Genomic DNA, 26,958 nt, shown 5'->3' with positions numbered 1-26,958 from the left:
CTATATTTTAAAATACACGAAAAAAGAGCCAGTAAGTTTTTTTACTTACTGGCTCTTTTTTATTAAATATTATAAGTGAATTGGTTGTCCTAAAGCTAATTCAGCAGCATCCATTGCTACTTCACCTAATGATGGGTGAGAGTGAACAGTTAATGCTAAATCGTCTGCATTTAAGCCACCTTCTACCGCTAAGATTAATTCTGTTAAAACTTCAGAGGCATTTGGTCCAGCTACCTGAGCACCAACAATAACATTATCTTCTTTAGTTGTAACTAAACGAACAAATCCTTCAGTCTGGTTTAATGAAATGGCACGGCCATTTCCACCGAATGGGAATTTAGATGATTTTACTGATAAACCAGCTTCTTTAGCTGTTTTTTCAGTATGACCAACAACTGCCAATTCTGGATCAGTAAAGGCAACAGCTGGCATTGCAACGTAGTCTACTGTATCAGCTTTACCACTGATTGCAGCAGCTGCTACTTTTGCTTCGTATGATGCTTTATGAGCTAATGCAGCTCCAGCAACAATATCACCAATTGCATAGATGTTAGGTAAGTTAGTACGACCTTGGTTGTCTACTTCTACTAGACCACGATCAGTCATTTTAACTCCAGCTAACTCTAAGCCCATCTCATCTGTGTTTGGACGGCGTCCAACTGATACTAATACGTAATCAGCAGTTACTTCATCTTCTTTACCGTTAACTTCAAATTTAACAGTAACTGAGTCTCCATTATCAACTGCTTCTTTAGCCATAGCACTTGTATGAACAGTCATATTACGGCTCTTCATTTCTTTCTCAACAATTCTTACCATGTCTTTTTCAAACGTTGGTAATAATTGTGGAGATCCTTCAAGAACAGTTACTTCAGAACCTAAGTTAGCGTAAGCCATACCTAATTCAGAACCAATAACCCCACCACCGATAACAACTAATTTCTTAGGAACTTCTGTTAAGTTTAAAGCACCCGTTGAATCGATAACACGTCCACCAAATTTAAATCCTGGGATTTCAATTGGGCGTGAACCAGTTGCGACGATAGCATTTTTGTAAGAGTAACTTTCTGCTCCATCTTCATGAATAACACGTAGGTGATGATCATCTTGGAAGAATGCTTCTCCCTTAATGATTTCTACTTTATTCTTTTTAAGTAACATTCCAACTCCACCAGTTAATTTAGAAACAACTTCGTCATTTTTCCATTCTTGTGTGCGTTTGAAATCTAATTTTACATCACTAGTTGTTACACCAAATACTTCACTGTTATGAGCGTTGTGGTAAGCATGTCCAGCACTAATTAATGCTTTAGATGGAATACATCCAACGTTTAAACAAACTCCACCAATGTATTCGCGTTCAATGATGGCAACTTTTTGACCTAATTGAGCTGCACGAATTGCCGCAACATAACCACCAGGTCCTGAACCGATAACGACTGTATCTAATTCTACTGCGAAATCTCCAACTACCATTTATCTATTCACCTTAACCTTCCATTAATAATAATTCTGGATCTGCTAAGTAACGTTTAACTTCGTTCATAGCTTTCTGAGCTGTTGCGCCGTCTACTACACGGTGGTCGAAACTTAGTGATAATTTAACAACACGTCCAACAGCTAATTCACCTTCGTCATTAACTACTGGTTGTTGAACAATTGAACCGAATCCTAAAATCGCAACTTCAGGGTGGTTAATAACTGGTGTAAACCATTTACCACCTGCTGAACCTATATTAGAGATAGTAACAGTACCGTCTCCCATTTCGTCAGCAGTTAATTTACCTTCATGTGCTTTTCCAGATAAATCAGTAATTGCATCAGCAATATCAAACATGCTTAATGCGTTAGCATCTTTAATGTTTGGTACGAATAATCCACGATCAGTATCAGTTGCAATACCGATATTAAAGTAGTTTTTGTAAACAATTTCGTTAGTTGAATCATCAATTGATGAGTTTAATACTGGATATTTCTTAACTGCAGCAACTAATGCTTTAACAACGTATGGTAAGAATGTTAACTTAGTCTCACGTTCAGAAGCAACATTCTTGAATTTCTTACGGTGATCCCATAATTTAGAAACTTCAATTTCGTCATGTAAAGTAACATGAGGTGCAGTATGCTTAGAGTTAACCATAGCACGAGCGATTGCTTTACGCATACCAGTCATTGGCTCACGAGTTTGACGTTCAGAAACTGGTACAGATGAAACAGCTGCTTTTTTAGCTGGTGCTGCTTTAGATTCTGTAGCTTTTTCAGTTGAAGCAACTTCTTGTGTCGCTTCAGCAGTGACAGTTTTATTTGGATCAAAGTTGTTAACATCATCATGTGTTACACGACCACCATTACCAGTTGGCGTAACAGATGCAATATCAATACCTTTGTCGCGTGCTAATTTACGAACTGAAGGCATTGCTAATACGCGCCCTGCTGCGTTGTTAGCTCCTGCAGTTCCAGTAGATGCTGCTGGTTGAGCATTTGAATCAGCAGTTTGTTGTGCTGGATCCTCACCCGTTTCAGCTGCTGGAGATGCTGGTGTAGATTGAGTATCATCGCCAGAACCTTCGTAAGCTGGTGCGTCAATTTCGATTAAGATATCGCCCACGTTTGCAACAGTACCTTCTGTAGCATGAATTTTCACAACTTTACCAGCATATGGAGATGGTAATTCCTCTACTGCTTTATCGTTTTGAATTTCTACAACGATTTGGTCTTCTTCAACTGCATCGCCTTCTGCTACTAACCAAGATACAACTTCACCTTCCATAATTCCTTCACCTAATTCAGGTAAACGGAACATAAAGTTAGAACCACCTGCTGCTGGAGCTGGGGTTGGAGCTGTTTCAACTGCTGGTGCAACTTCATCTTCAGCTTCATCTTCGTAACCCGGTGCGTCAATTTCGATTAATACTTGACCAACAACGGTTACTTCACCTTCTTGAGCTACAATTTTCGAAACTGTTCCTGTAACTGGAGATGGTAATTCTTCTACCGCTTTATCATTTTGAATTTCTACTAAAATATCGTCTTCATTAACTTGGTCGCCTTCAGCAACTAACCAAGATACAACTTCACCTTCAACGATACCTTCACCTAGTTCAGGTAATTTAAATTTAAATGCCATTTGGTTTGTACATCCTTTCTCGTTTTAAGATATGTTTAACAAAAAACCAAAGGGTAGTAAAAACTACCCTATGTATTAAATATATTAGAAATCGTTAGCTTCTTTTACTTTTGCAACGATATCATCAGCATTTGGTAACCAGTCTTTTTCGGCCATACCGAATGAGAAGACTGTATTAGGAGCTGCTACAAATCCAATTGGAGCTTTCAATGAAAGAATAGAACGTTGTGAAATTTCAGAAATTACTTTCTCACCAACACCCGCTTGACGTTGTGCTTCTTGAACAACAACAACACGTCCAGTTTTTTCAGCTGAAGCAACGATTGTTTCAATATCTAATGGATGAACAGTACGTAAGTCAACAATTTCAACTGATACGCCATCTTTTTCAAGGGCTTCAGCAGCAGTAATTGCTTCACGAACCATTGCTCCGTAAGTAATGATAGAAACATCAGTACCTTCTTTTACAACATTAGCTTTACCTAATGGAATTGTATATTCTTCTTCTGGAACTTCCTCACGGAATGAACGGTATAGTTTCATATGTTCTAAATATACAACTGGGTCGTTATCACGAATTGCAGAAATTAATAATCCTTTTGCATCATATGGGTTAGATGGGATTACAATTTTAATACCTGGTGATTGTGCAATCAGACCTTCTAATGAGTCCGCGTGCATCTCAGGTGTTGCTACCCCACCACCAAATGGTGAACGGATAGTAATTGGCATATTACGTGATCCACCCATACGGTAACGAGTACGTGCAGCTTGACCAACGATTGAATCCATTACTTCAAAAACGAATCCAAAGAATTGGATTTCCATAATTGGACGGAAATCTTCAAAAGTTAAACCTACTGCTAAACCACCAATACCAGATTCTGCTAATGGTGTGTTAAAAACACGATCCTCTCCGTATTTATCTTGTAAACCTTCAGTGGCACGGAATACCCCACCGTTAGCCCCTACATCTTCACCGAAGATTAAAGTACGGTCATCTTTGCCAAGTTCAATATCTAAAGCGTTTGTGATCGCTTGAATCAATGTCATTTGAGCCATGATTATTTATTCTCCTTTGCTTCGTAGTATTCAATTTGTTCTTGAGTAACTTGATCAGGTGTTTCGAACATGTTTTTCAGGAAGTCTGAAACTTTTTGTTTTGGTGCAGATTCTGCTTCTTTAATTGCTTCTTTAGCAGCTTCTTTAGTGTTTTCAATCACTTCGTTTTCTTTCTCTTCTGTCCAAAGTCCTTTTTCAGTTAAGAATTTACGGTAACGGTTTAATGGATCACGTTCACGCCATTCTTCTTGAGCACCTTCTGGTTGGTAACGTTTTGGATCATCACCTGATAGCGAGTGAGGTCCGAAACGGTAACATAGTGTTTCAATTAGAACTGGTCCATTACCTGCAATAGCATACTCACGAGCAGCTTTGGTTACAGCGTATACAGCTAAAATATCCATACCGTCAACTTGAATACCTGGAATACCTACAGCAACAGCTTTTTGAGCTAGCGTTGGTGCAGCAGTTTGTAATTCACGAGGCGTTGAGATTGCCCAACCGTTGTTTTGGATAACAAAGATTGCTGGTGCTTTGTAAGCTCCTGCAAAGTTCATTCCTTCATAAACATCACCTTGAGAAGAACCACCATCACCTGTCCAAGTCATTGCTACTGCTTTACGACCATTTTTCTTGATCCCTAAAGCTGCACCAGCTGTTTGTACATATTGAGCACCAATAATAATTTGTGGTGGGTAAGCGCGGAAATCTTCAGGGTAAGTACTACCTTCAACGTGTCCTTTAGACCATAAGTATGCTTTGTAACTTGGTAGACCATGTTGCATTAATTGAGGGATATCACGGTAACCTGGGAAGATAATATCATCTTTCGTTGTTGCAGCGATAGTTCCTAATTGAGACGCCTCTTGTCCAGTAGTCGGAGCTACGAATCCTAAACGTCCTTGACGACTCAATGCTTGAGTACGGTTATACCACTCGCGGTAGAAAACCATATCTTCCATAAACGTCACTAATTCTTCGTCTGAAAGTTCAGGCATTAATTCCTCATTAACTACCTTTCCATCATTATCTAATATTTGAACTGTGCTAAAATCAAAGTTATCTGCTCTTAGCAGATCTTCCATTTTTGCAGGAGCTTTTTTATTTGCCATGCTATTACACATTCCTCTCTTAAAAAATAATTTAGAATAATACAAAGCACAATAAACTGTACTATTCAGTTATTACTAATTTATCACGCTTAATGAATAATTGCAAGTGTTAAAGATATTAAAAAACGGTTACAAATCTTGATTTCAAGCTGATTGTGAATTTTTATCCAAACTTTATTATGAATTTTAATGTTTAGATGTGTGTTATATTTTCAGTGAAAATGTGTTTCAATAAGGAAACTCTGTTGTAGTACAAAATTTTGCTGTAACATTAATTATAATCATATTAGATATTTTAAATAATTATGTTATATTAATTTTATTTATTTTATTCTGTAATATAGCCACTTTTTTATTAAATTGATTATTTATGATCGCTTTTCATCCTTTATCTCACTTTTTTAGCATCATTATTTTACTTACTTTTCTTATTTTCATGAAAAATAGTCTTTGAATCAACAAATCTGCTCATCGGTATCATTATTTATATTTACTAAAAAAATAAGTGTCAGTGAACTAATTCACTAACACTTATTAAATATGATTTAAAATGATCTAAAGCGTTTATCACGTTTTGCTTGACGTGTATGAACATCTACTTGGCTTAACTCTTTAAACTTCTCTTTAATATCATTAACAGTCCGTTTAATTATAATTTCTTTATTTAATGGTACACCGTGATTCATCTCTGGTATGATTTTTTCGACAACCTTCAAATCGAGTAAATCTTCCGCTGTAAGTTTCATTAATTCAGCTGCTTTTGGTGCTAACTTTGCATCTTTCCATAATATGGAAGCAAACCCTTCTGGGGATAGAATCGAATACACACTATTTTCAAACATCCATACCTCATCGGTTAATGCCAAACCAAGAGCCCCACCACTCCCACCTTCTCCTAAAATAATTGACAAGGTCGGAACTTCTGCTTTGGCAAAAGTAAGGAGTGATTCTGCAATGGCTTCACCAATCCCAGTTTCTTCAGATTCTGGGGAAGCATGTGCTCCAGCAGTATTGATTAAAGTCAGTACTGGACGGTTAAACTTATTAGCTTGCTCTACGAGGCGAATTGCTTTTCGATATCCCCCTGGTCCTACTGAACCAAAATTGCGTTCAATATTTTCCCGAGTCGTTAGACCTTTTTGAATTCCAATAATAGTTACTGGTTGATTGTCATACATCCCAATTCCACCAATAATTGATTTATCGTCTTCCATATAACGGTCACCGTGCAATTCTACAAACCAATCAGTAAGACCCTCAATGATATCAATCGTTGAAATTCTTTTTAAATCTCTTGCCTTTAAGACTTTTTCGTATGCTTGACTCATGATTATACACCACTTTCAAATGAATGAGCTTGTACTAATTGGCTAATGATTTGTCTCTGACTTGCTCTAGGTACAATTGAGTCGATAAACCCATTATCAAACACCCATTCAGCTTGCTGGAAGTCTTTCGTTAGTTTACTTTTTATCGTTTGTTCAATAACACGCTTCCCTGCAAATCCTACGATTGCTCGTGGCTCAGCAAGTGTTATATCTCCCTGCATAGCAAAACTTGCAGTAACCCCACCAGTTGTCGGGTGAGTCAGGACGGCACAGTAGAATAAGCCAGCTTCTTGATGCTTAGCAACTACTTGAGAAATTTTAGCCATTTGCATTAATGACAAAATTCCTTCATGCATTCTTGCTCCACCTGATGCAATATAAAGTATGACTGGCAATTTCTCTTCCGTTGCATGTTCAAATAATCGAGTGATTTTCTCACCAACAACAGTACCCATACTTGCCATTACGAATCGTTTATCCATGACACCGATAGATATTTTCACCCCATCAAGTGTTGCTCTCCCTGTCACTACAGCTTCTTTTAATTGTGTCATCTTTTTTGATTTCTCCAATTTGTCGCTATAGCCTGGGAAATTTAATGGGTTATCCGATTCAATATCACTATCCCATTCAACAAATGACCCTTCATCTACGAGCCAATTAATTCGTTCATAAGCTGGAAAATGTAGATGTTCGCTGCAATGTGGGCAGCAATAATCTTCTGTAATTTGATTTTGTAATATAATCCGATTACAATGCGGACATTGTTCTGCAATATTATCTGGAATAGATGATCTTTGAGTGGCTACTTCAGCGGGACTAATTGGATTGATTCTTATTGTTTTCTTTCGCCTAAATAAAGCCAAAACATCACCTCTTATTCTTCAGTATTTTCTTCTATTTCTAACCATTTTGGCATATAGTGCGTTTCTAACCATTTTGTATGAACTCTATCCCAATCAATATACTCATCACTAACAAGTGCTTCAAGTAAGTCGATGTTCGTTTGAACACCTTCCACTGTCACTTCGTATAATGCTCGTTCCATTATTTTTAACGCTTCTTCTAATGTATTCGAGTGAGTAATCACTTTCGCTACCATTGAATCATAAAATGGTGGTAATGTGTAATCAGGGTAAAGGGCAGATTCTACACGTAAACCTAAGCCGCCTGCTGGGAACATTAGTTGAGTAATTTGACCAGCTGATGGTCTAAATCCTTCTCTAGGGTCTTCTGCGTTTAATCGTACTTCAACAGCAAATCCTTGAATGTGAATATCTTCTTGTTTATACGTTAATGGCTCACCCATCGCAACTCGTATTTGTTCTTTAACAATGTCGACACCTGTTACCATTTCTGTTACCGGATGTTCGACTTGTAGACGTGTATTCATCTCCATAAAGAAGTAATTATTATCTTTATCAACTAAAAACTCAATCGTTCCGGCGTTTTGATATCCAATGGATTCAGCTGCTTTTACAGCAGTTTCGCAAATGTTTTTTCTTACTTCTAAAGGAAGACTTACTGCTGGCGAAATTTCTAGAACTTTTTGATTGTTACGTTGGAACGAACAATCTCTTTCTCCTAGATGGATCACATTACCGTATTTGTCTCCTAAAAGTTGAACTTCAATATGTTTAGCTGGTGAAATAATACGCTCAATATACAGATCCTTGTTGCCATAAATAGACTCTGTCTCAATTTGTGCCTGACTAAACATCACCTCTAACTGAGTTTCATCTTCAACACGGCGCATTCCTTTACCACCACCACCATCGGCAGCTTTAATCATTAATGGAAATCCTATGTCGTTCGCAATATCTCGTGCTTCTTCAATAGAATAGATTAATCCTGCACTACCTGGTGTTATGGGGATTCCAGACTTACGCATTGTATCTCGTGCATGTTGCTTATGTCCCATCACATCAATGATATGACTGTTTGGTCCTATAAATTCAATTCCTACATCTTCACAAAGTGTCACGAAGTCACTCCGCTCTGATAAGAAACCGTAACCCGGGTGGATTGCGTCTACTCCTGTTGCAAGTGCTGCACTAATAACCGCGACTGGATTCGCATAAGAATCCAGCGATTTTGCTGGGCCAATACAAATTGCTTCATCTGCTAGCTCAGTATGTAATGCATTACGGTCAGCTTCACTGTATATAGCAACGGAAGTAATATCCATCTCGCGGAGAGCACGTATAATTCTAACCGCGATTTCTCCACGGTTTGCCACGAGAACTTTTTTAAACATCTTATTTCGCTCCTATGATGAATGTCATTTCACATTCACATACAACTTTGTCTCCAACGTATGCTTTACCGATACCGATTCCAGCATTACTTTTCAGTTTTTTAATATCTACTTCTAGACGTAATACGTCTCCTGGAACTACTTTTCGACGGAACTTAACTTTGTTCAATCCACCTAAATAGGCAGTTTTCCCATCAAATCCATCTAATGATAATAACGGAATCGATCCTGCTTGTGCTAATGATTCTACGATTAGAACACCTGGAAATACTGGTTCTCCTGGGAAGTGTCCTTGGAATACTTCTTCATTAATTGTTACATTTTTACGTGCAACAACTTTTTCACCAGGGATTAATTCATCCACCGCATCGATAAAGAAGATTGGGTAACGATTTGGAATAATTTCCATAACTTGAGTTGCTGTTAATAGTGTCATAATTTTCCTCCTACTTAATTCTCATGATTGGTTGACCATATTCAACGACAGTTTCATTCTCTACAAGAATCTCAACAACTGTACCTGAATGGTTCGATTGTATTTCATTCATCAATTTCATTGCTTCGATAATTACAACTGTATCTCCTTCAGCGACTGTGTCACCCACTTTAACGAATGAGTCACTATCAGGATTAGGTTGTAAATAGACAACCCCCACCATTGGCGAAGTTATAAATACACCTTCTTCTGCTTCTGCATCAGTACTTGGTGATGTAACTTCTAATTGTGTTGGTGTTAACACTTGTTCAACTTGGGGAATTTGTGCTGGTTTACTTTCTTCATTCTGAGTGTAGTAAACTGGCGTTTCACTTGGCATTTCTTTTGATAATACGACTTTGACATCATCAGTCTCATAATTTAGAAAAGCTAATGACGAATTGTCTAGTTTATCGATTAAGTTAATTAATTGTTCTTGATTCAATATTACGCACCATCCCAACGTTTAAAGCATAGCACTGCATTGTGTCCACCAAAACCTAATGAATTTGATAGAACATATTTAATATCTTGTTTACGTCCATCACCAGGTACATAGTCTAAATCACATGCTTCATCAGCATTTTCTAAACCTAGTGTTGGTGGGATAAATCCATCTTGCAATGCTTTGATTGCCATGATTGATTCCACTCCACCAGCCGCTCCCAATAGATGTCCAAAATGACCTTTAGAGCTTGAAATAGCTACTTTATGAGCATAATCACCAAGTGCGTATTTTATAGCAGTTGTCTCACCAGAGTCATTCGTTGGTGTACTCGTACCGTGTGCATTAATATAATCAACGTCTTCTGGTTGAATACCTGCCATCTTAATAGCTTGAAGCATTGCTTCACCTGCTCCACTACCATCTGGTAAAGGTGCAGTCATATGATATGCATCTGAATTTGATCCATAACCAACTACCTCACCATAGATAGTCGCATTACGTGCTTGGGCAGATTCTAATGATTCTAAGAATACAATTCCTGCTCCCTCACCCATAACAAATCCATCCCGATCCTTATCGAATGGACGTGATGCTTTAGCTGGATCCTCATTTGTTGATAATGCAGTTAAGGCTGCAAATCCTGCGATTCCAATCTCATTGATTGTAGATTCAGCACCGCCGGCAATACATGCGTCTAAAAGACCGTTTTGAATCTTAATAAACGCTTCACCAATAGCATTTGTAGCACTGGCACATGCAGTTACGATGTCTAAACTGATTCCACGTGCACCAAATTGCATAGAAATATTACCTGCAGCCATGTTTCCGATTGTTAATGGAACAAACAATGGTGGAACTCTTTTTGGTCCCTTATCCTTCATTTTTAAAATTCCGTTTTGGATAGCATGTAATCCACCAATTCCAGAACCTACCATAACACCCACATTAAATGGATTACTCGAAATATCATACCCACTCATTTCAACAGCTTCTTTACTTGCTGCTACACCAAACTGTGAGAATTTATCCATTCTTTGGCTATCTTTTCTACCTAATACTTCTTTAGCATTGAAATCTTTCACTTCCGCGGCAACTGTTACACCTGTTTCAGAAGCATCAAAGCCAGCAATTGGAGCTATACCTGATTTATTTTCTAACACACTCTCCCAGAATGCATCAACACTATTACCAATTGGTGATACAGTTCCTAGACCTGTTATTACGACTCTTCTCATAGAATCCTCCTTAAATATGTAATCCACCGTTAACTTCAATGACTTGACCTGTAATATATCTATTGTTAATCAAGAAATCTACAACAGAACTAATCTCTTCAACTTGTCCGAAACGTTTTAATGGAATATGACCCAACATTGTTTTCTTTACTTTATCACTCAAGGCCTCAGTCATATCTGTTTCGATATAACCTGGTGCAATGGCATTAACTGTTATAGAACGACTTCCTAATTCTTTCGCTAAAGACTTAGTTAAACCGATTACCCCTGCTTTACTTGCAGCATAATTTGCTTGCCCTGGATTCCCCATTACACCTACAACACTTGACATATTAATGATTGTCCCAGATTTTTGCTTTAACATAATTGGTGATACAAATCTTGTTAGATTGAACGTTCCTTTTAGATTCGTGTTAATTACATTATCAAAATCTTCTTCTGTCATACGTAGGAATAACCCATCGCTTGTAATACCAGCATTATTAATTAATACATCGATTCTTCCGTATTTTTCACGGACTTCCTCAACGAGCTCTTTTGCTTCATTAAAGTTACTGATATCACCAATCGCTTGCCCAACTTCCAACTCATACTCAGAAAATTCTTGTAGTATTTCATCTACTATTGGTTTACGACTATTTAAAATTACTTGATGCCCAGCTTCTGCTAAATGTTTAGCGATGCCTAACCCAATACCTCTTGAGCTACCGCTTATTAAACATGTTAATGTCATTATTTCCCTCCACTATTTAACCAATTATTCAAACCTTCAATATCTTCTAATTTATCAATTACAATGACTTCTGGTGCCTTATCATCATTTGCCATTAATTTAGCAAGGGTATTCCCCGGGCCAATTTGGACAATATGTGTGATTCCTTCTTCTTTTAAACGATGGATGGTTTGATACCATTTTACTGGGTTAACCAAATGATCATTCAATAGCGTTCTTATAGAATCAGTTGAATGGTTATCCACTGTAACATTACTAATTACAGGAATATGTCCTTCTTGAAATTTAGTATTAACTAAAACTTCTTCAAATTCATTCTTCATACCACTCATAATCGGTGTATGGAAAGGCCCTTCTACTTTTAATGGAATGACTTTTCTATACCCTAAGCTTTTAGCTTCTTTTCTAAAAGCACCAATTGCATCTTTGCTACCCGCCACTACAATTTGAGTTGGTGAGTTATAATTCGCAATATAAATAGGAGCATCTTCAGTGTGAATACTCTGAACAAGTGTCTTGATTTCATCAATTGGCATATTGATTACTGCTGCCATCTGATAAGACGCTTCTTCTTCAATCTGTTGACAATACGCAGACATTAAATCTCCACGTTTTTTTATTAATTCGAGACCTTCTTCAAATCCTAACATTCCACTGGCAATTAAAGAGCTATACTCACCTAAACTTAACCCAGCCATATAGCTTATGGCTGGGAGTTTAGTTTTAATAGACTCAAATATAGCTAAACTTGTTGCAACTATAGATGGTTGAGCATGTTTTGTTAAAGCCAATTGGTTGATATCTGAATTTATCCACGTCTGAATTGGTAATTGAGTAACGGCTTCTGCATCTGTAAAAACTTGCTTAGCTTTAGCAAATTCATCCACAAAATCTATTCCCATTCCTTCATAATGTGCACCTTGACCATTGAATATAACAGCCAAATTCATATAAAAACATCCTTTCAATTAAACTTCAAAATAGTTTGCTTTCTCTTTATAAGTTTCTTTAGCTACATGAATGTAGTCTTCAATAATCTCTTTAACAGTTTGTCTCTCTTTAATTAAACCGGCTACTTGTCCAGCCATCATCGATCCACCTACTGTATCCCCATCCACTACAGCTTTTTTCAAAGCACCTGCTGCTAATTCTTCAAGGCGTGAAAAGTTTGGTTCTGGATGACTCGTGATTTCTTTTTCGACTTGCAAATATTCTTTGGTTAGTCGGTTACGTAATACACGTACTGGATGCCCAGTAATTTGCCCCGTTACTACTGTATCAATATCACTTGCTTTTAGAATTGCATTTTTAAAGTTATCGTGAGCATTAGATTCATCTGCAACAACGAAACGGGTACCAACTTGGATACCATCAGCTCCAAGCATTAATGCTGCTGCTAATCCGCGACCGTCTCCAAACCCTCCTGCAGCGATAACTGGAATTGATACAACTTCAGTTACTTGAGCGAGAAGTGCCAGACTTGTTAGTTTACCAATGTGTCCTCCAGCTTCCATACCTTCAACAACTACGGCTGAGGCTCCAATTTTTTCCATGCGTTTAGCAAGAGCAACTGAAGCAACAACTGGAATAACACTTATTCCAGCTTCATGAAATCTCTTCATGTATTTTGCAGGGTTACCTGCACCCGTTGTGATGGTTTTTATACCAGATTCAATTAAGTAATCAACAACTTCATCGGCATTCGAGTTTAATAACATAACATTCACTGCAAAAGGTTTGTCCGTTTTTGATTTCATTAGTTCAACTTTTTCTCGAACAATTTCTACAGGGTCATGTCCTGTCCCAATAACACCTAGTCCACCAGCATTTGATACTGCGCTCGCTAAATCAGCATCAGCAACCCATGCCATCGCACCTTGAACAATAGGATATTCAATGTTTAATAATTCTGTAATGGCTGTCTTCATATGTACCTTCCTTTATCTAACGGGGAAAATTATTTTTCTAATCCTTCTACGTAAGTTACTAAATCTCCAACTGTTTTTAAGTCTTGATCTGTATCAATTGTAATATCGAATTCATCTTCAATTTCATTGATAACTTGGAAGATATCTAAACTATCTGCTTCTAAATCACTTTCAAAGCTAGTTTCTAATTTTACTTCACTTTCTTCTACACCTAATTGATCAACGATAATTTCTTTAATTTTTTCAAACATAATATATTTCCTCCAATAATTTTAATTTTTATAGTTTTGTATGTATTTCGCCCCACGTAAGTCCAGCACCAAAGCCTGTCATGATCACAGATTGTGTTCCGTCCAGTTTTAGTTGGTTAGTTTCAACCAATTGATTTAATAAAATTGGGATACTACCCGCTGACACATTACCGACACGTTCAATATTTGATGGAACTTTTGATAAATCCATCTTAAGTTTTTTTGACATCATTTTAATAAAGCGATAATTCGCTTGATGACTTATAATATAATCAACATTGTCTTGTTTTTGAACAAATGTCTCTAATGAAGGGAGCACTGTTCTTTGAACGAAATTAAACACTTCTCGTCCTTTCATTGTTAGATAAACTTCATTTTGATCATTTGGCTCGACTGCAATCGATAGTGCTTCATCTCCTCGAGAGTATAAATTACTATCGTAATCTGGTAGGCCTTTGCCATCATTGGTAATAAGCACTGCTCCAGCACCGTCTCCAAATAAAATTGATGTACCTCTATCACTGAAATCTAAAATCTGACTCATCTTCTCCGCACCAATGACAAGTGTATATCCAGATGGATATGACTTTGACATCTTCTCTGCAATATCAAGTGCATATACAAAACCACTACATGCTGCATTAATATCAAAACTCAATGCGTTTTCACAATTAAGATTTAATTGCACTTTATTGGCAGTAGATGGTGTGTATTCTTTTTGAGACATTGTTGCTACAATGATAAGTTTTATCTCATTTCGAATGTCATCATCCAGTTTACTCAGTAAATTTGATGCTGCATTCGTTGCAATTGACGCGACTGTTTCATTGTCATTAGCAAAACGACGTTCTTTTATACCAGTGCGTTGTTCAATCCACTCTGTGGATGAATCTAGCTGATTTGCTTCGATTAATTCTGTATTTGTAACAGACTTCTCTGGCAAATAAGCTCCAGTAGCTATAATTCGACTCATATCATCTTCCTCTATTACAATTTCTCTTTAATGTCGTTTAAGAAATTATGCAAATTACCTAATCCCTTTATTAACATCTCCGCTTCTTCCTTTTCTAATCCTTCTATAGTATCGCGTACCATATCCAGATGGAATTTGCGATGCAAGCGAAATAGTAGTTTGCCTTTATTAGACAGTTTTAGTCTAACAACGCGACGATCTTCTTCTAAACGCACCCGTTCAACATAGCCTTTTGTCACAAGATTCTGAATGGAAACTGACAAAGTACCTTTGGTAACAGATAATTTCTCTGCGACTTGTGATGAACTTAAATCTCCTTCAAGACCGATTGCTTCAATGGTATGCATCTCTTTGATAGTTAAATCAGAAAACTCACTTTGTTTGAGTGAATATTCTTCAATTAACAGTACCTCATTAAATATTTGGACCAGATACTCATTAATCTGTGTTACGGTCCTATTTTCCACTCATTATCACCTCTCATCAACTTCGTTTGATAATCAAACTATTTGATAATCAAATATTAAACGATAATAGTTTGATTGTCAAACTATAAAATATTAAAGTTTTTTTAAGGTCTTTAATGACAATTTATACTATGTTTGTACAAAATTGTACGGAATATATTTTGCAAGCGCTTTAAACATTGTTATAACTTAAATAATAGTTATATATATTATGTTATATAAATACTTAAAGTTTTTCGCGATGTCAGTCACAAATATGATTTATACGTTCGATTTTAATAGAAATAAAAAAGCTATAGGTTGAAAGTGTATACTTTCATCCTATAGCTTAAAATTAAAATATTATACGACACCATTCATGATCATTAATTGTGCAATATTTTCGAAAGAAGCAATATCTGCTCCTGACGCATAGTCATGATCTAAATTATAATCATTGCTTGCGCTTAAAACTTGTTGGAAAATATCTTTCATAATGCGTTTAAGTTTCTCATCTACTTCGTCCGTCGTCCATCTTAGTCTTTGCGAGTTTTGACTCATCTCTAATGCAGATACTGCTACTCCACCTGCATTGGCTGCTTTACCAGGTCCGTAGTATAATTGATTTTCTTTATATACTTTAATCGCATCAGAGTGACTAGGCATATTTGCTCCTTCTGCAACAAATTTTATACCGTTATCAACTAAACGTTGCGCTTGAGAGACATCAATTTCGTTTTGAGTGGCACATGGTAATGCAATATCTGCTTCAATATCATGATCCCATAGTGATCCTGCAAAGAACTCAGCTTCAGGGTGAGCGTCTTTGTATTCTTTGATTCTACCACGATTATCGATTTTGATGTTTTTAATTATATCTAAATCAATTCCGTTTTCTACATAGATTGCACCATCTGAATCGCTTAGCGATACAACAGTTCCACCTAATTCAGTCGCTTTTTTAGCAGCATAGTAAGCGACATTTCCAGATCCTGAAATTATAATACGTTTACCAGCTAATGATTCGTTAACTTCTTTTAGCATCTCTAATAAGAAGTAGATAAGACCATAACCCGTTGCTTCGGTTCGTCCTTGGCTTCCTCCTGCAGGAATTGGCTTACCAGTTAAAACACCTGGTGTTTTGGCGTTTAATCGTTTGTATTGTCCAAACATGTAACCAATTTCTCGAGCACCAACTCCGATATCTCCCGCTGGAACATCTTCGTCAGCACCAATATATTTCTGCAATTCAGTCATAAAGCTTTGAGTGAAATTCATCACTTCATTATCTGATTTACCCTTAGGATCAAAATCAGATCCACCTTTACCTCCACCAATAGGTAGACCCGTTAAGTCATTTTTGAAAATTTGCTCAAATGCCAAGAATTTCATAATGCTCTGGTTAACTGATGGATGGAAGCGAATCCCGCCTTTATATGGCCCATTTAATGAATTAAATTGTACTCGGTAAGCACGGTTAACTTGAACTTTACCTTGATCATCTACCCAAGGAACACGGAATGAAATAATTCTTTCTGGTTCCGTAATTCTTTCAAGGATTGCTAAGTCCTCATACTCTGGATGTTTTTCAATAACTGGTTCAACTGCATCTAAAAAATCTTTCACAGCCTGTAAAAATTCAGTTTCATGCTCATAGGTTTTACTTAATTGTTCAAAAACGCGTGTAATATAATTGTTTGCCATTATGCGTCACTCCTTACTTTAGTATATGTCATTATACCATAGCATCGTTTTTCATGAAAATATTTTTAATTTAGTCTCATTATTTTTTAATATTTCCTTCTAAATAGAAATATATATCAGATTTACCTGCTTGTCGTGTATAGTCATAGTCTCTATGATTATATCCTCCGATTTCAAATCCATTGTTCAAATAAAACTTACACGCTGATAAATTATTATTTTGACCGATTGTATAGATCCCAGCATATTCCAACTCTATAGCTTGCTTTAAACCCATTTTAAGTAAATTTTGCGCAATACCGAGTCGTCGAAAATCTTTAGACACTTTTAAATCCATCAAGTACATATACTTATTCCAATGATGTTCAAAGATTGCTAAGCCAACACAGATAGTCTCTTTATACGCACCAATAGCAAATCCTTTGATTTTAATCTCTTCATATGAATAGTTTTCATCAGGAAATGTCTGTAACACTACTTCTTCACTTAATTCTTCTCGATGAGTCCATTGTCCATCATTAAAATCAATAATTAATTTTCCATATAATTCAAATGGCTCATTTGGGATATTTAAATCTGTTTTTTCATTTTCAGTTATCAGTTTAAATTCCATTTTAACTTTCACCAGCCTCTTTAATAATTTATTTTTTTATACTCATTATAAATATTCTGACAAAGAAAAAAACCTCTACAAATGATATGTATAATACATAAACACTTGTAGAGGTTTGTAAAGATTTATAATGATTTGTCAAAACAAACCATTTTTAACGATCTAGGCAGGATTCGAACCTGCGACCGTTCGCTTAGAAGGCGAATGCTCTATCCAGCTGAGCTACTAGACCGTGTTTAAAACTGACAACTTTTATATTATAGCCCATGATTGACTGAATTGTCAACAACTATTCTAAAAGAGTTGTCAGTTTTTTTAATTTTATATTAAAGTAGTCTCTTCATCCGCTTCCCATGGGGCTTTATCATCAATATGATCATAGAATAAAATACCTTTTAGATGATCAATTTCATGCTGTACAACAACCGCTTCATAATCGGTTAAACGAATTTTCTTCTCATTACCGTCAAGATCATTGTATTTTACAGTGACTCTCTTTGGTCTCGGTACGATTCCAGGTACTTCGCGTGGAACAGATAGGCATCCTTCACCCTCTTTTAAAGCAACTTTTTGAACGGCATGGCTAACGATCTTAGGATTAACAAATATTTCGTCAATGATTGCTTCCGTTTCATTGCCATCTTCATCATAGTCCATTAAGTAAACCGCAAAAATTTGTTGATCAACACCAATTTGTGGTCCTGCTACCCCTACACCCGGTCTTAAGTTATATTTCTCAGCCATGTCTGGGTCTTGACTATTAATTAAAAATTGTCTCATTGCCAAAGCTGTTTCTTTCAATTCTTCATTGATTGGAAACTCGACTGCCTTAGCTTGTTCTCTTAAGATTGGTTCTTTTTCAGGAACAAAATCTTTCATAGTTATCATATTATTCCCCATTTCTAGTATCCATTAAACGTCGGCGATACCCCGACAATATATAATACTGGTATTCTTCATTAAATTCAATGGATTTCACCAAAGTTTTTTGTCTATATAAAGCAAGCAAATCTGCTTCTTCTGGTTGAATTTCTACCTCAAATTCTTCCGCATTTGAAATACATAAGTCCCAAATCGCTTGTTTTAAAGTACTTATCCCTTTTTTATCTAAAGCCGAAATTGCCACACTCGGTTGTAATGTCGGCTCAAAACTTGCTTCTGCTTTGTCAATTTTATTATAAACAGTTAGCACTGGGATATGTTCCATGTCTAATTCTTTAAGTAATTCCACAACAGTATCTTCATGCATATTACTTGCTGGATGAGATGCATCCACCACATGAATTAATAAATCAACATATCTGATTTCTTCTAAAGTTGATTTAAATGCATGAATCAGTTCTGTTGGTAGTTCATCAATAAAACCTACCGTATCAGTAATTGTAAAGGCATCTTGTCCATTTATTTCTAACTTACGAGTCAATGGGTCCAGTGTTGCGAATAATTGATCTTGGACATATGTATCACTTTCAGTTAATTCACGTAGTAAGGTTGATTTTCCTGCGTTAGTATAACCAGCTAAACCAATATTGAATTCTCTTCCGGATTGTCGACGTGTACGTGTTCTTTCCCGGTGTTCTTCAAGTTGTTTTAACTCTTTTTCAATCGTATGAATACGACCACGAATTACACGGCGATCTTGTTCTAACTTTGTCTCACCCGGTCCACGTGTACCGATACCACCAGCTAAACGTGATAATGAAGCGCCCTGACCAATCACTCTTGGCAATAGGTACTGGTATTGAGCAAGTTCAACTTGTAGTTTACCCGCTTGGCTACGTGCTCTTTGAGCAAATATGTCGAGGATTAACTGTACCCGGTCAATAACCTTTACTTCTAACTTCTCTTCTAAGTACATGTTCGTGTTGGGAGATAATCGATTCAAAAAGATAACTAAATCAATATCTGAATTAACAACCATATCTCGAACATCCATCAGCTTCCCACTACCAACTACTGACTTTTGATTAATTCGTTTTAATTTTTGAGTGATTTCACCAACATGTAAACCATTTGCAGTTTCAGTGAGTGCTTTCATTTCTTTCATCAATGTTTCGAATTTTAAATCCGAAATTTTTTCTGTTTGTACTCCGACTATAAGTACCCTCTCGGGGTGATTTTCAGTCTCTATCATATACTTTTATCTACCTTTCAATTATCTTGTAAATGTGATTTCACAATATGTGTGGCCTGCTTGATTGCTTCGTCTTCATTCGAAATATCAATCCACTGAGGGTTCTTCATACGATTTCTAAACCACGTTAATTGCCGTTTGGCATATCGTCGTGAGTTTTGTTGAATCGTTTCTATGACTTCATCTTTGTCCATGCGGTTATTAAAGTATGGCCACCATTCTTTGTAGCCTATCCCTTTGACGCTCTGAAAATCTTTTCCCTCAGATTGGTCATATAACCACTTTGCTTCTTGTTCCAACCCTCTGCTGATCATGTCATGTACTCTTGAATTTATTCTATCATATAATTCTTCACGATTACGATTTAAAATGACTAAACATTCATTAAATACAGATTGTTTTGTATCATGACTCGTTTGACCAGAAAAAGTTTTTCCAGTAATAGCAATGACTTCCATTGCTCGAATTGTTCTTTGAACATTTTGGTAGGGAATCTTTTTCGCAGCTTCTGGATCTATCTCATTGAGTTGATTCCACATAGCTAAATTTCCTAACTCTAAAGCTTGGCTTTCAAGTTGACTACGTATCTGAGTATCTTGGCTGTTCTCTCTACCAAATTCCAAATCATAAAGTAAACCTTCTAAATAAAGACCCGTCCCTCCAACAATAATAGGGAGTTTTCCTTTTCGATGAATCTCTTTAATTTTTTCAGTCGCATCATATTTAAACTGACTTGCATTATAAGACATTGAAACATCAAGTATATCTAACATATGATGGGGTATACCATCCATCTCTGATGTCATAATTTTACCTGTTCCAATATCTAATTGCTTATATACTTGTAGACTATCTCCATTGATAATCTCTCCATTAAATTGTTTAGCTAATTCAATACTTAAATTAGTTTTTCCTACGCCTGTAGGACCACCGATTACTAGTATTGAAATTGATTGTAAGTCCATTCTCATTATCCTTTATTATCTCTATTTAATTATATGATATTCTTTTAAAAGTTCATCTGCCATTTGAAGTGACGTTGGCGTGATTTCTCTTCCGGAAAGCATTAATGCAATTGCTTCTATACGTTCATTAGATGATAATTGCTTGACATTCGTTGAGGTTTTCTGATCTTCTACTTGCTTAAAGATATAGAGTTGTTTATTCGATATTGCTGCAACTTGTGGAAGATGTGTAATACAAAACACTTGATGTGAATTAGATACTTCACGTATTTTTTCAGCAATGGCTTGCCCTACTCGTCCAGATACACCCGTATCTATCTCATCGAATACCATTACCTTTGGAGAGGTTTCCCGACTGAAAACTGTTTTTAATGCGAGCATAAACCGAGATAATTCTCCACCACTCGCAACTTGAACAAGTGGCTTTTGGCCTTCCCCCACATTAGTTGCCACATAAAACTCAATCAGATTAAATCCATTAGGCGTAAATCTGACTAATTCTTTTACATTCATTAATTTCAATTCTGTATCAACGACTGGTTCAGTAAAGCGAACGGTGAAACGACTATTTTCCATATACAAGTCTTTCAATTCCAATTCGATTGCCAATACCAAATCTTCAGCAATCACTTTTCGTTTATCATTCAGTTGATTCGCTTTTTCTAACACACTCGAATAAGCTTCAGTTAGCTGTTCTTCTAATTCTTCCAAATAACTTTCTCTGTGTAGAATTTGATATACTTCTTCTGATATTTCGTTGTAGTAATCTAATATCTCTGCCAGTTCCATACCATACTTACGCTTCAAGCGACTTAATTCACCCAATCGATTCTCTACTTGATCAATTGTCTGATTCTCATTATCTAGTTCATAATCAAGAGAAGCTAATTGATGTGCATATTCTTCTATATCGAATCTAGTGGTAGTCATTCCCTCTTGTATTGCTGCTATCTCAGGTTGATAATCTTTAATTTCGTCTAATAATACCAACACTTGGTCTAGCTGGGTGATTATACTTTGATCAGATTCACTTAAGATGTTAGTCATCATGCTCATATTCTGATTAATTTGTTGAGCATGTTGCAACTTCTTACTTATCGTCTCTAATTCTTCATCCTCACCAATAACTAGCTCAGCTGCTTCAATCTCTTCAATTTGAAATTCTAAGAAATTTACCCGTTGTCGGTCATTAGAATCTGATTGTTGCGCTTCTAACCATTCTTTTCTTAATTTATTATACGAATAGTATGCTTCTTGATACTCTGATAATGCTTCATTAATTCGTTTATTTCCATAATTATCTAGCAAAGATAAATGCTTCGTTCTATCTAGTAGTTCTTGATGTTCATTTTGTCCATGAATATCAACAAGATAGTTACCAATGTCTTTCAATAGAGTGACGTTAGCTAGTTGACCATTAATTCTAATGGTGTTTTTACCTGATTTATTGATTTCGCGTCGAATAATTAGTCCATCCATCATAATATCAATATTCAAGCCAAAATTTAAAAGCGATGATTCTAATCCATCTGGTAAGTTATCAAACGTAAATAAACCTTCTATTAACAACTTATCATCCCCGTGTCGAATGTACTCGCTTGATCCACGCCCTCCACAAAGAATACCTAATGCATCAATAATGATTGATTTACCTGCTCCAGTCTCACCTGATAAAACAGTCATTCCCTCGGTAAAATCAATATTCACTTCTTCTATTATCGCAAAATTTTCAATCGTTAAACTTTGTAGCATGACTTCACCCCATTGGTTTTATAAATTATCGTGTGCGGATTGCACTACCTCATCTATATTTATCTTTTCTTTACTATTATTGTTTAATTGTTTTGAGTTAATAATATGTGCTAAAAACTCAATATTTCCTTCTCCACCCGTAATTGGTGAGTAAGTTAAGTTTTCTAATTCATATCCGATTCTACACATCATATCAATGACTTCATGAACGACATCCTTATGCACTTTCATATCTTTGATGATTCCTTTTTTACCTATTCTATCTGGACCAGCCTCAAATTGTGGTTTTATTAACACTAGGACTGAACCACCTTCTTCTAAGATTGGAATCAGTGGTGGTAAAATTAAACCAAGCGAAATAAATGATACATCAATACTCGCAATTGTCGGTGTACCTTCTGTAAAGTCGTCTGGTACTGAATGACGGAAGTTTTGTCGTTCCATAACAACAACTCGATCATCTTGTCGTAATTTATATGCTAATTGATTATATCCTACATCTAAAGCATAGCTTAGTTTTGCCCCATTTTGAAGCGCAGCATCCGTAAACCCACCTGTAGATGCACCAATATCTAATAATATTTGATCAGTCATATCTATACCGAAATGTTTAATCGCTTTCTCTAACTTGAGACCTCCACGACTTACATATGGTATTTTTTTACCTTTGATATGAAGTTCTTTCGTCATATCAATCTTTTCACCTGGCTTATCATAGCGTTGATTATTTGCATCATAAATTTGGCCTGCCATAATTAACCGTTTTGCTTGTTCACGTGTATCAGTTAGTCCAGATTGGACTACTAATTTATCTAATCGCTCTTTTTTCATAAGATTCCTCAGTCCAAATCGGTAAATGATAAAAACGTATTTAAGATACTATAATCATTTCCGCTTAATTTTGTGACTTTTTCGATGATGTCTACGGCTTTTTCTCGTTCATCACTTAAAGCTTGTATTGATGCATCTAAACCGATTAAGTTAGGGTAAGTAGATTTGTTATTGTTCTCATCACTCGAATGCCCTTTACCAGATTGGTTGCTATCATCAATGACATCTAACAAGTCATTATGAATTTGGTAAAGAACGCCAAATGTTTCACCAAACTTCACTAATAACTCTTCAACTTCAGAACTGTATTCACCTATTATTGCGGCAGCTTGTGTAGCAAATGTGAATAATTTACCGGTTTTATACTCATGTATTTTGTTTAATTTCTCTAAACTTATTTCTTTATCTTCTGATTGCATATCACCTAGTTGTCCTGAAACCATTCCATGTGATCCTGCAGCAGAACTTAATAGCGATATTAATTTAACTTTTTGTTTGCTTTTTAATTTTGCATCTTCAGCAATTAATCCAAAGGCATCTGTTAATAAAGCATCACCTGCAAGAATAGCGGTTGCTTCATCAAACTTAATATGCGCAGTAGGCTGACCACGTCTTAAATCGTCATTATCCATCGCTGGTAAATCATCGTGTATTAATGAATAAGTATGAATAAATTCTAATGCGACTGCAGTTGAACTTCCCTTTTTCAAATTCTTATCCGATTCAGCATTTAAGATTGCTAAAAGTAACAAAGGTCGAAGACGTTTTCCGCCACCTTTTAATGAATAAATCATCGGTTTTAACATTTCGATTGGTGTATTAAGTAGACGAATATGATCGTCTAACTCCACTTCAAAAACATTTCTTAAATCATTTAATTCTTGTTTATTCATTAATAACCTCTCCATCTAATTCCACGTCACCTTTATCAGTCATCATTTTTGCTACTGTACTTTCTGCATTAGTTAATGATTTTTGACAGTACTGACTTAACTCAACACCTCTTTGAAAAGATTCTAATGCTTTTTCTAGAGGTAAATCACCTTTTTCAAGTTGAGATACGATTAGTTCTAATTCTTGTAAAGCTTCTTCAAAATTTTGTGGTCCATTCATTTTTGCCATTGTTTACTCCTTCTCTAAATCAGAAAACTGCTTAAATATATTTTCTTTCGTTGTTCGTGTAACTTGAGCTTCTATTAAACCATCGCTTAAATTCACTTTTATCATATCATCTTTTTCAACTTGAGTGATATGTTTTACAATATCCTCATCAGACGTCACTACAGCATAACCTCTTTGAACACTTTTTAGTGGACTGTATGCATCAAGTAATTGCATCATATTACCAAATTCAACACTCTTATTGTGTTGATATTGATTCATATTACGGAATAGTTGATTGGTAGATATAGACAAATCCTTTTGATATTGATTAATTAAACCTTGAGGTTGTTGAACTGCTAGTCTTTGCTTTAATACTTTAATGTTATTTTTGTGTTCAGTAAAATAATTATCTTTATTATTAGTTAATTTCTCAACTGCTAAATCCAATTGTTGCATATATGGTTGATATAATCGCTCTGGTTGAGTCATAACATAGGACTGAGCAAAACGGTCATAATATTTACGCATGTACTGAATTCGCTGATTCATTGAATAAAACACACGTTCCTGCATCTGAGTTAAATATGCCAAAACTTCTTGTAAAACTGGGGCCGCTATTTCAGCTGCTGCCGTTGGTGTAGCTGCTCTCACATCCGCAACTAAATCTGCCATTGTCGTATCTGTTTCGTGACCAATTGAAGAAATAACAGGTAATGGACAATTAAGAATTGCCATTGCAACTTGCTCATCATTAAAGCACCATAAGTCTTCGATTGATCCACCACCACGAGCAACAATGACGGTGTCGAATTCATCCTGTCTTTGACTCACTTTATTAAAAGCTTCAACAATTTCGCTTGCTGCTTCTTTTCCTTGCACTCGTGTTGGTACGACAGTTATCTCTACGATTGGATAGCGTCTATTAATCGTTGTTATTATATCACGAATAACTGCTCCAGTTGGACTTGTAATCACAGCAATTTTTTTAGGAAAACGTGGGATAGGCAGTTTTGGTTGATCAAAATGGCCTGCTTCTTTAAATTTTTGCTTTAACTGTTCTAGTTGTTGATAGAGTGCACCGATACCATCAGGTTGAATACTATCAATTACGATTTGATATGCACCCGTTGGTTCATATAATGTAATCTTCCCGGTAACAAATACTTTCATTCCTTCTTCGATATTAAACTTCACGCGCTGAAATGCAGAGCGATACATCACTGCACTTATTCTCGCACCTTCATCCTTTAAGCTAAAGTATTGGTGTGAATTAGGTCTTAAGCGAAAATTTGATACCTCTCCTACAACAAAGACTCGTTGTAAATGTGGATCGACATCAAATTTTCTTTTAATATATTTTGTTAACGCTTGAACGGTTAAATATTCTTGTTTACTTTCACTCATAAATTAACTCCATCTATATAATCAGCAATGTTTAGCTGGTGTTGAAGACAAGCACATAAGATTGTTTGTTCCATTAACATAGCTACTGTCATAGGACCTACTCCACCTGGTACTGGCGTGATTGCACTTACTTTTTCAAAAACACCCTCATAATCAACGTCTCCGACTAATTTCCCATTATCTAATCGATTAATCCCTACATCTATAACAATGGCACCTTCTTTTAAATCTTCTGCTTTAACTAAGTGAGGTGACCCTGCTGCTACCATGACTACGTCGGCATTTATCAAGTGTCGATGTAAATCCTTAGTTAATAAGTGTGTAATCGTAACTGTGCTACCTAAGTTCCCTAGTAAAATCGATAAAGGTTTTCCCACGATCTGGCTGTATCCAACGACCGTAACGTCTTTTCCCTGGATTTCAATGTCATATCGGTTTAATAATCTTAGTATCCCTCTTGGTGTACACGGATAAAGCTCTCCTGTTCCTTCAACAATCTTTCCCATATTATATGGATGAAAGCCGTCGACATCTTTATCTGGTCGAATTACTTCCGTCACAGCAATTTGGTCTAAGTGGTCTGGAAGTGGGAATTGGACAATCATACCGGATACGTTTGAATCATTATTTAGTGCTTCAATTGTTTCATGAAGTTCTTTTTGACTGATGGTTTCATCTAATGTTAACCAATCAAATTCAAAGCCGATATATTGTGCCATTTTTTCTTTTTGTCCGACGTATACTTTACTAGCTGGATCTTCCCCAACAGTTATTACGACTAACTTCGGTGTGACATTTTGTTGCTTTAATTTTTCAACTGCATTCTTATACTCATCACGTAATTGTAACGATAATTGTTTTCCATCTAAGATTTGAGTTTTAGACATTATATCGCCTTCTTTCTACAGATTATTTTATATTCTATATCCCGACACTTTATCGTTCTCGTTTGTTCGTAAGCTAAGTATAACCGAATTTATATAATCTAACAATCCTAGCTAACTGACTAGATTAATTGGTAATATTCACTTATCGAGTTGGTCTTTTAGTGTACTAAATGAATTATACACAAAAAT

General features: G+C 36.0%; 27 protein-coding genes and 1 tRNA gene. All 28 read right to left on the bottom strand.

Annotated features, from left to right (window positions below; genetic code table 11):
- Window positions 1–69 precede the first annotated feature (69 nt).
- Entirely contained in the window at window positions 70–1,476 is a 1,407-nt protein-coding gene (lpdA, locus tag HYQ40_10945; GenBank protein MBZ6528280.1) for a dihydrolipoyl dehydrogenase, read from the bottom strand.
- A 13-nt stretch (window positions 1,477–1,489) separates the two neighbouring features.
- Complete coding sequence (locus HYQ40_10940) at window positions 1,490–3,127, bottom strand: dihydrolipoyllysine-residue acetyltransferase (GenBank protein ID MBZ6528279.1); 1,638 nt, start codon at window positions 3,125–3,127, stop codon at window positions 1,490–1,492.
- 84 nt (window positions 3,128–3,211) lie between these two features.
- Complete coding sequence (locus tag HYQ40_10935) at window positions 3,212–4,189, bottom strand: alpha-ketoacid dehydrogenase subunit beta (GenBank protein MBZ6528278.1); 978 nt, start codon at window positions 4,187–4,189, stop codon at window positions 3,212–3,214.
- 2 nt (window positions 4,190–4,191) lie between these two features.
- Window positions 4,192–5,301, bottom strand: a complete 1,110-nt coding sequence (gene pdhA / locus HYQ40_10930) for a pyruvate dehydrogenase (acetyl-transferring) E1 component subunit alpha (protein ID MBZ6528277.1) — start codon at window positions 5,299–5,301, stop codon at window positions 4,192–4,194.
- 545 nt (window positions 5,302–5,846) lie between these two features.
- A complete protein-coding gene (locus HYQ40_10925) occupies window positions 5,847–6,629 on the bottom strand; it encodes an acetyl-CoA carboxylase carboxyl transferase subunit alpha (protein ID MBZ6528276.1) in 783 nt (260 codons plus the stop codon).
- A gap of 2 nt (window positions 6,630–6,631) precedes the next feature.
- Window positions 6,632–7,495 carry an acetyl-CoA carboxylase, carboxyltransferase subunit beta gene (accD, locus tag HYQ40_10920; GenBank protein ID MBZ6528275.1) on the bottom strand — a complete coding sequence of 288 codons (864 nt, stop codon included), beginning with the start codon at window positions 7,493–7,495 and terminating at the stop codon, window positions 6,632–6,634.
- An 11-nt stretch (window positions 7,496–7,506) separates the two neighbouring features.
- A complete protein-coding gene (gene accC / locus HYQ40_10915; GenBank protein MBZ6528274.1) occupies window positions 7,507–8,886 on the bottom strand; it encodes an acetyl-CoA carboxylase biotin carboxylase subunit in 1,380 nt (459 codons plus the stop codon).
- Window position 8,887: 1 nt separating this feature from the next.
- Window positions 8,888–9,325, bottom strand: a complete 438-nt coding sequence (gene fabZ, locus HYQ40_10910) for a 3-hydroxyacyl-ACP dehydratase FabZ (GenBank protein ID MBZ6528273.1) — start codon at window positions 9,323–9,325, stop codon at window positions 8,888–8,890.
- 7 nt (window positions 9,326–9,332) lie between these two features.
- Complete coding sequence (accB, locus tag HYQ40_10905; protein ID MBZ6528272.1) at window positions 9,333–9,788, bottom strand: acetyl-CoA carboxylase biotin carboxyl carrier protein; 456 nt, start codon at window positions 9,786–9,788, stop codon at window positions 9,333–9,335.
- 20 nt (window positions 9,789–9,808) lie between these two features.
- Window positions 9,809–11,044 carry a beta-ketoacyl-ACP synthase II gene (gene fabF / locus HYQ40_10900; protein MBZ6528271.1) on the bottom strand — a complete coding sequence of 412 codons (1,236 nt, stop codon included), beginning with the start codon at window positions 11,042–11,044 and terminating at the stop codon, window positions 9,809–9,811.
- 10 nt (window positions 11,045–11,054) lie between these two features.
- The gene (fabG, locus tag HYQ40_10895; protein MBZ6528270.1) at window positions 11,055–11,777 is read right to left on the bottom strand and encodes a 3-oxoacyl-[acyl-carrier-protein] reductase; all 723 of its coding nucleotides are present in this window, start codon (window positions 11,775–11,777) and stop codon (window positions 11,055–11,057) included.
- The gene (locus tag HYQ40_10890) at window positions 11,777–12,727 is read right to left on the bottom strand and encodes an ACP S-malonyltransferase (protein ID MBZ6528269.1); all 951 of its coding nucleotides are present in this window, start codon (window positions 12,725–12,727) and stop codon (window positions 11,777–11,779) included. The genes fabG and HYQ40_10890 overlap by 1 nt, the downstream gene beginning before the upstream one ends.
- A gap of 18 nt (window positions 12,728–12,745) precedes the next feature.
- Window positions 12,746–13,705, bottom strand: coding sequence for an enoyl-[acyl-carrier-protein] reductase FabK (gene fabK, locus HYQ40_10885; GenBank protein ID MBZ6528268.1), 960 nt, complete (start codon window positions 13,703–13,705; stop codon window positions 12,746–12,748).
- Between the two features lie 29 nt (window positions 13,706–13,734).
- Window positions 13,735–13,956 carry an acyl carrier protein gene (locus HYQ40_10880; protein ID MBZ6528267.1) on the bottom strand — a complete coding sequence of 74 codons (222 nt, stop codon included), beginning with the start codon at window positions 13,954–13,956 and terminating at the stop codon, window positions 13,735–13,737.
- A 28-nt stretch (window positions 13,957–13,984) separates the two neighbouring features.
- Window positions 13,985–14,929: a beta-ketoacyl-ACP synthase 3 gene (locus HYQ40_10875; GenBank protein ID MBZ6528266.1), complete on the bottom strand. Its 945-nt coding sequence runs from the start codon at window positions 14,927–14,929 to the stop codon at window positions 13,985–13,987.
- Between the two features lie 14 nt (window positions 14,930–14,943).
- Complete coding sequence (locus HYQ40_10870) at window positions 14,944–15,396, bottom strand: winged helix-turn-helix transcriptional regulator (GenBank protein ID MBZ6528265.1); 453 nt, start codon at window positions 15,394–15,396, stop codon at window positions 14,944–14,946.
- A 342-nt stretch (window positions 15,397–15,738) separates the two neighbouring features.
- The gene (gene gdhA, locus HYQ40_10865) at window positions 15,739–17,079 is read right to left on the bottom strand and encodes an NADP-specific glutamate dehydrogenase (protein ID MBZ6528264.1); all 1,341 of its coding nucleotides are present in this window, start codon (window positions 17,077–17,079) and stop codon (window positions 15,739–15,741) included.
- Window positions 17,080–17,158: 79 nt separating this feature from the next.
- The gene (locus HYQ40_10860; GenBank protein ID MBZ6528263.1) at window positions 17,159–17,692 is read right to left on the bottom strand and encodes a GNAT family N-acetyltransferase; all 534 of its coding nucleotides are present in this window, start codon (window positions 17,690–17,692) and stop codon (window positions 17,159–17,161) included.
- A gap of 158 nt (window positions 17,693–17,850) precedes the next feature.
- A tRNA-Arg gene (locus HYQ40_10855) sits at window positions 17,851–17,924 on the bottom strand.
- Window positions 17,925–18,013: 89 nt separating this feature from the next.
- Window positions 18,014–18,580 carry a peptide deformylase gene (locus HYQ40_10850; protein MBZ6528262.1) on the bottom strand — a complete coding sequence of 189 codons (567 nt, stop codon included), beginning with the start codon at window positions 18,578–18,580 and terminating at the stop codon, window positions 18,014–18,016.
- A 1-nt stretch (window position 18,581) separates the two neighbouring features.
- The gene (hflX, locus tag HYQ40_10845) at window positions 18,582–19,826 is read right to left on the bottom strand and encodes a GTPase HflX (protein ID MBZ6528261.1); all 1,245 of its coding nucleotides are present in this window, start codon (window positions 19,824–19,826) and stop codon (window positions 18,582–18,584) included.
- Window positions 19,827–19,843: 17 nt separating this feature from the next.
- Window positions 19,844–20,791 carry a tRNA (adenosine(37)-N6)-dimethylallyltransferase MiaA gene (gene miaA / locus HYQ40_10840; GenBank protein MBZ6528260.1) on the bottom strand — a complete coding sequence of 316 codons (948 nt, stop codon included), beginning with the start codon at window positions 20,789–20,791 and terminating at the stop codon, window positions 19,844–19,846.
- Between the two features lie 21 nt (window positions 20,792–20,812).
- Window positions 20,813–22,543 (bottom strand): DNA repair protein RecN, encoded by a 1,731-nt coding sequence (gene recN / locus HYQ40_10835; GenBank protein MBZ6528259.1) that lies wholly within the window; start codon window positions 22,541–22,543, stop codon window positions 20,813–20,815.
- A gap of 18 nt (window positions 22,544–22,561) precedes the next feature.
- The gene (locus HYQ40_10830; protein MBZ6528258.1) at window positions 22,562–23,374 is read right to left on the bottom strand and encodes a TlyA family RNA methyltransferase; all 813 of its coding nucleotides are present in this window, start codon (window positions 23,372–23,374) and stop codon (window positions 22,562–22,564) included.
- A gap of 8 nt (window positions 23,375–23,382) precedes the next feature.
- Entirely contained in the window at window positions 23,383–24,267 is an 885-nt protein-coding gene (locus tag HYQ40_10825; protein MBZ6528257.1) for a polyprenyl synthetase family protein, read from the bottom strand.
- Window positions 24,260–24,496, bottom strand: a complete 237-nt coding sequence (locus tag HYQ40_10820) for an exodeoxyribonuclease VII small subunit (protein ID MBZ6528256.1) — start codon at window positions 24,494–24,496, stop codon at window positions 24,260–24,262. The genes HYQ40_10825 and HYQ40_10820 overlap by 8 nt, the downstream gene beginning before the upstream one ends.
- 3 nt (window positions 24,497–24,499) lie before the next feature.
- The gene (locus tag HYQ40_10815) at window positions 24,500–25,882 is read right to left on the bottom strand and encodes an exodeoxyribonuclease VII large subunit (protein MBZ6528255.1); all 1,383 of its coding nucleotides are present in this window, start codon (window positions 25,880–25,882) and stop codon (window positions 24,500–24,502) included.
- The gene (locus tag HYQ40_10810) at window positions 25,879–26,769 is read right to left on the bottom strand and encodes a bifunctional 5,10-methylenetetrahydrofolate dehydrogenase/5,10-methenyltetrahydrofolate cyclohydrolase (GenBank protein ID MBZ6528254.1); all 891 of its coding nucleotides are present in this window, start codon (window positions 26,767–26,769) and stop codon (window positions 25,879–25,881) included. Before HYQ40_10810 ends, HYQ40_10815 begins: the two co-directional genes overlap by 4 nt.
- Between the last annotated feature and the right edge of the window lie 189 nt (window positions 26,770–26,958).

It is taken from the genome of Aerococcaceae bacterium DSM 111021 (assembly GCA_020112395.1).
GTDB lineage: Bacteria > Bacillota > Bacilli > Lactobacillales > Aerococcaceae > Ruoffia.
The sequence above is the reverse complement of the archived record's forward strand: the minus strand, read 5'-3'. Positions and strand labels throughout refer to the sequence as shown.

Bases quoted from the DNA above. Each gene is read 5' to 3' on its own strand.
- HYQ40_10875 (MBZ6528266.1), bottom strand. From the start codon at position 14,929: ATGAGTCGAATTATAGCTACTGGAGCTTATTTGCCAGAGAAGTCTGTT.
- HYQ40_10860 (MBZ6528263.1), bottom strand. From the start codon at position 17,692: ATGGAATTTAAACTGATAACTGAAAATGAAAAAACAGATTTAAATATC.
- HYQ40_10820 (MBZ6528256.1), bottom strand. From the start codon at position 24,496: ATGGCAAAAATGAATGGACCACAAAATTTTGAAGAAGCTTTACAAGAA.
- recN (MBZ6528259.1), bottom strand. From the start codon at position 22,543: ATGCTACAAAGTTTAACGATTGAAAATTTTGCGATAATAGAAGAAGTG.
- HYQ40_10935 (MBZ6528278.1), bottom strand. From the start codon at position 4,189: ATGGCTCAAATGACATTGATTCAAGCGATCACAAACGCTTTAGATATT.
- HYQ40_10940 (MBZ6528279.1), bottom strand. From the start codon at position 3,127: ATGGCATTTAAATTTAAATTACCTGAACTAGGTGAAGGTATCGTTGAA.
- fabF (MBZ6528271.1), bottom strand. From the start codon at position 11,044: ATGAGAAGAGTCGTAATAACAGGTCTAGGAACTGTATCACCAATTGGT.
- lpdA (MBZ6528280.1), bottom strand. From the start codon at position 1,476: ATGGTAGTTGGAGATTTCGCAGTAGAATTAGATACAGTCGTTATCGGT.
- HYQ40_10850 (MBZ6528262.1), bottom strand. From the start codon at position 18,580: ATGATAACTATGAAAGATTTTGTTCCTGAAAAAGAACCAATCTTAAGA.
- fabK (MBZ6528268.1), bottom strand. From the start codon at position 13,705: ATGAAGACAGCCATTACAGAATTATTAAACATTGAATATCCTATTGTT.
- HYQ40_10810 (MBZ6528254.1), bottom strand. From the start codon at position 26,769: ATGTCTAAAACTCAAATCTTAGATGGAAAACAATTATCGTTACAATTA.
- hflX (MBZ6528261.1), bottom strand. From the start codon at position 19,826: ATGATAGAGACTGAAAATCACCCCGAGAGGGTACTTATAGTCGGAGTA.
- fabG (MBZ6528270.1), bottom strand. From the start codon at position 11,777: ATGACATTAACATGTTTAATAAGCGGTAGCTCAAGAGGTATTGGGTTA.
- HYQ40_10880 (MBZ6528267.1), bottom strand. From the start codon at position 13,956: ATGTTTGAAAAAATTAAAGAAATTATCGTTGATCAATTAGGTGTAGAA.
- HYQ40_10825 (MBZ6528257.1), bottom strand. From the start codon at position 24,267: ATGAATAAACAAGAATTAAATGATTTAAGAAATGTTTTTGAAGTGGAG.
- HYQ40_10830 (MBZ6528258.1), bottom strand. From the start codon at position 23,374: ATGAAAAAAGAGCGATTAGATAAATTAGTAGTCCAATCTGGACTAACT.
- HYQ40_10925 (MBZ6528276.1), bottom strand. From the start codon at position 6,629: ATGAGTCAAGCATACGAAAAAGTCTTAAAGGCAAGAGATTTAAAAAGA.
- HYQ40_10890 (MBZ6528269.1), bottom strand. From the start codon at position 12,727: ATGAATTTGGCTGTTATATTCAATGGTCAAGGTGCACATTATGAAGGA.
- gdhA (MBZ6528264.1), bottom strand. From the start codon at position 17,079: ATGGCAAACAATTATATTACACGCGTTTTTGAACAATTAAGTAAAACC.
- HYQ40_10815 (MBZ6528255.1), bottom strand. From the start codon at position 25,882: ATGAGTGAAAGTAAACAAGAATATTTAACCGTTCAAGCGTTAACAAAA.
- accC (MBZ6528274.1), bottom strand. From the start codon at position 8,886: ATGTTTAAAAAAGTTCTCGTGGCAAACCGTGGAGAAATCGCGGTTAGA.
- miaA (MBZ6528260.1), bottom strand. From the start codon at position 20,791: ATGGACTTACAATCAATTTCAATACTAGTAATCGGTGGTCCTACAGGC.
- pdhA (MBZ6528277.1), bottom strand. From the start codon at position 5,301: ATGGCAAATAAAAAAGCTCCTGCAAAAATGGAAGATCTGCTAAGAGCA.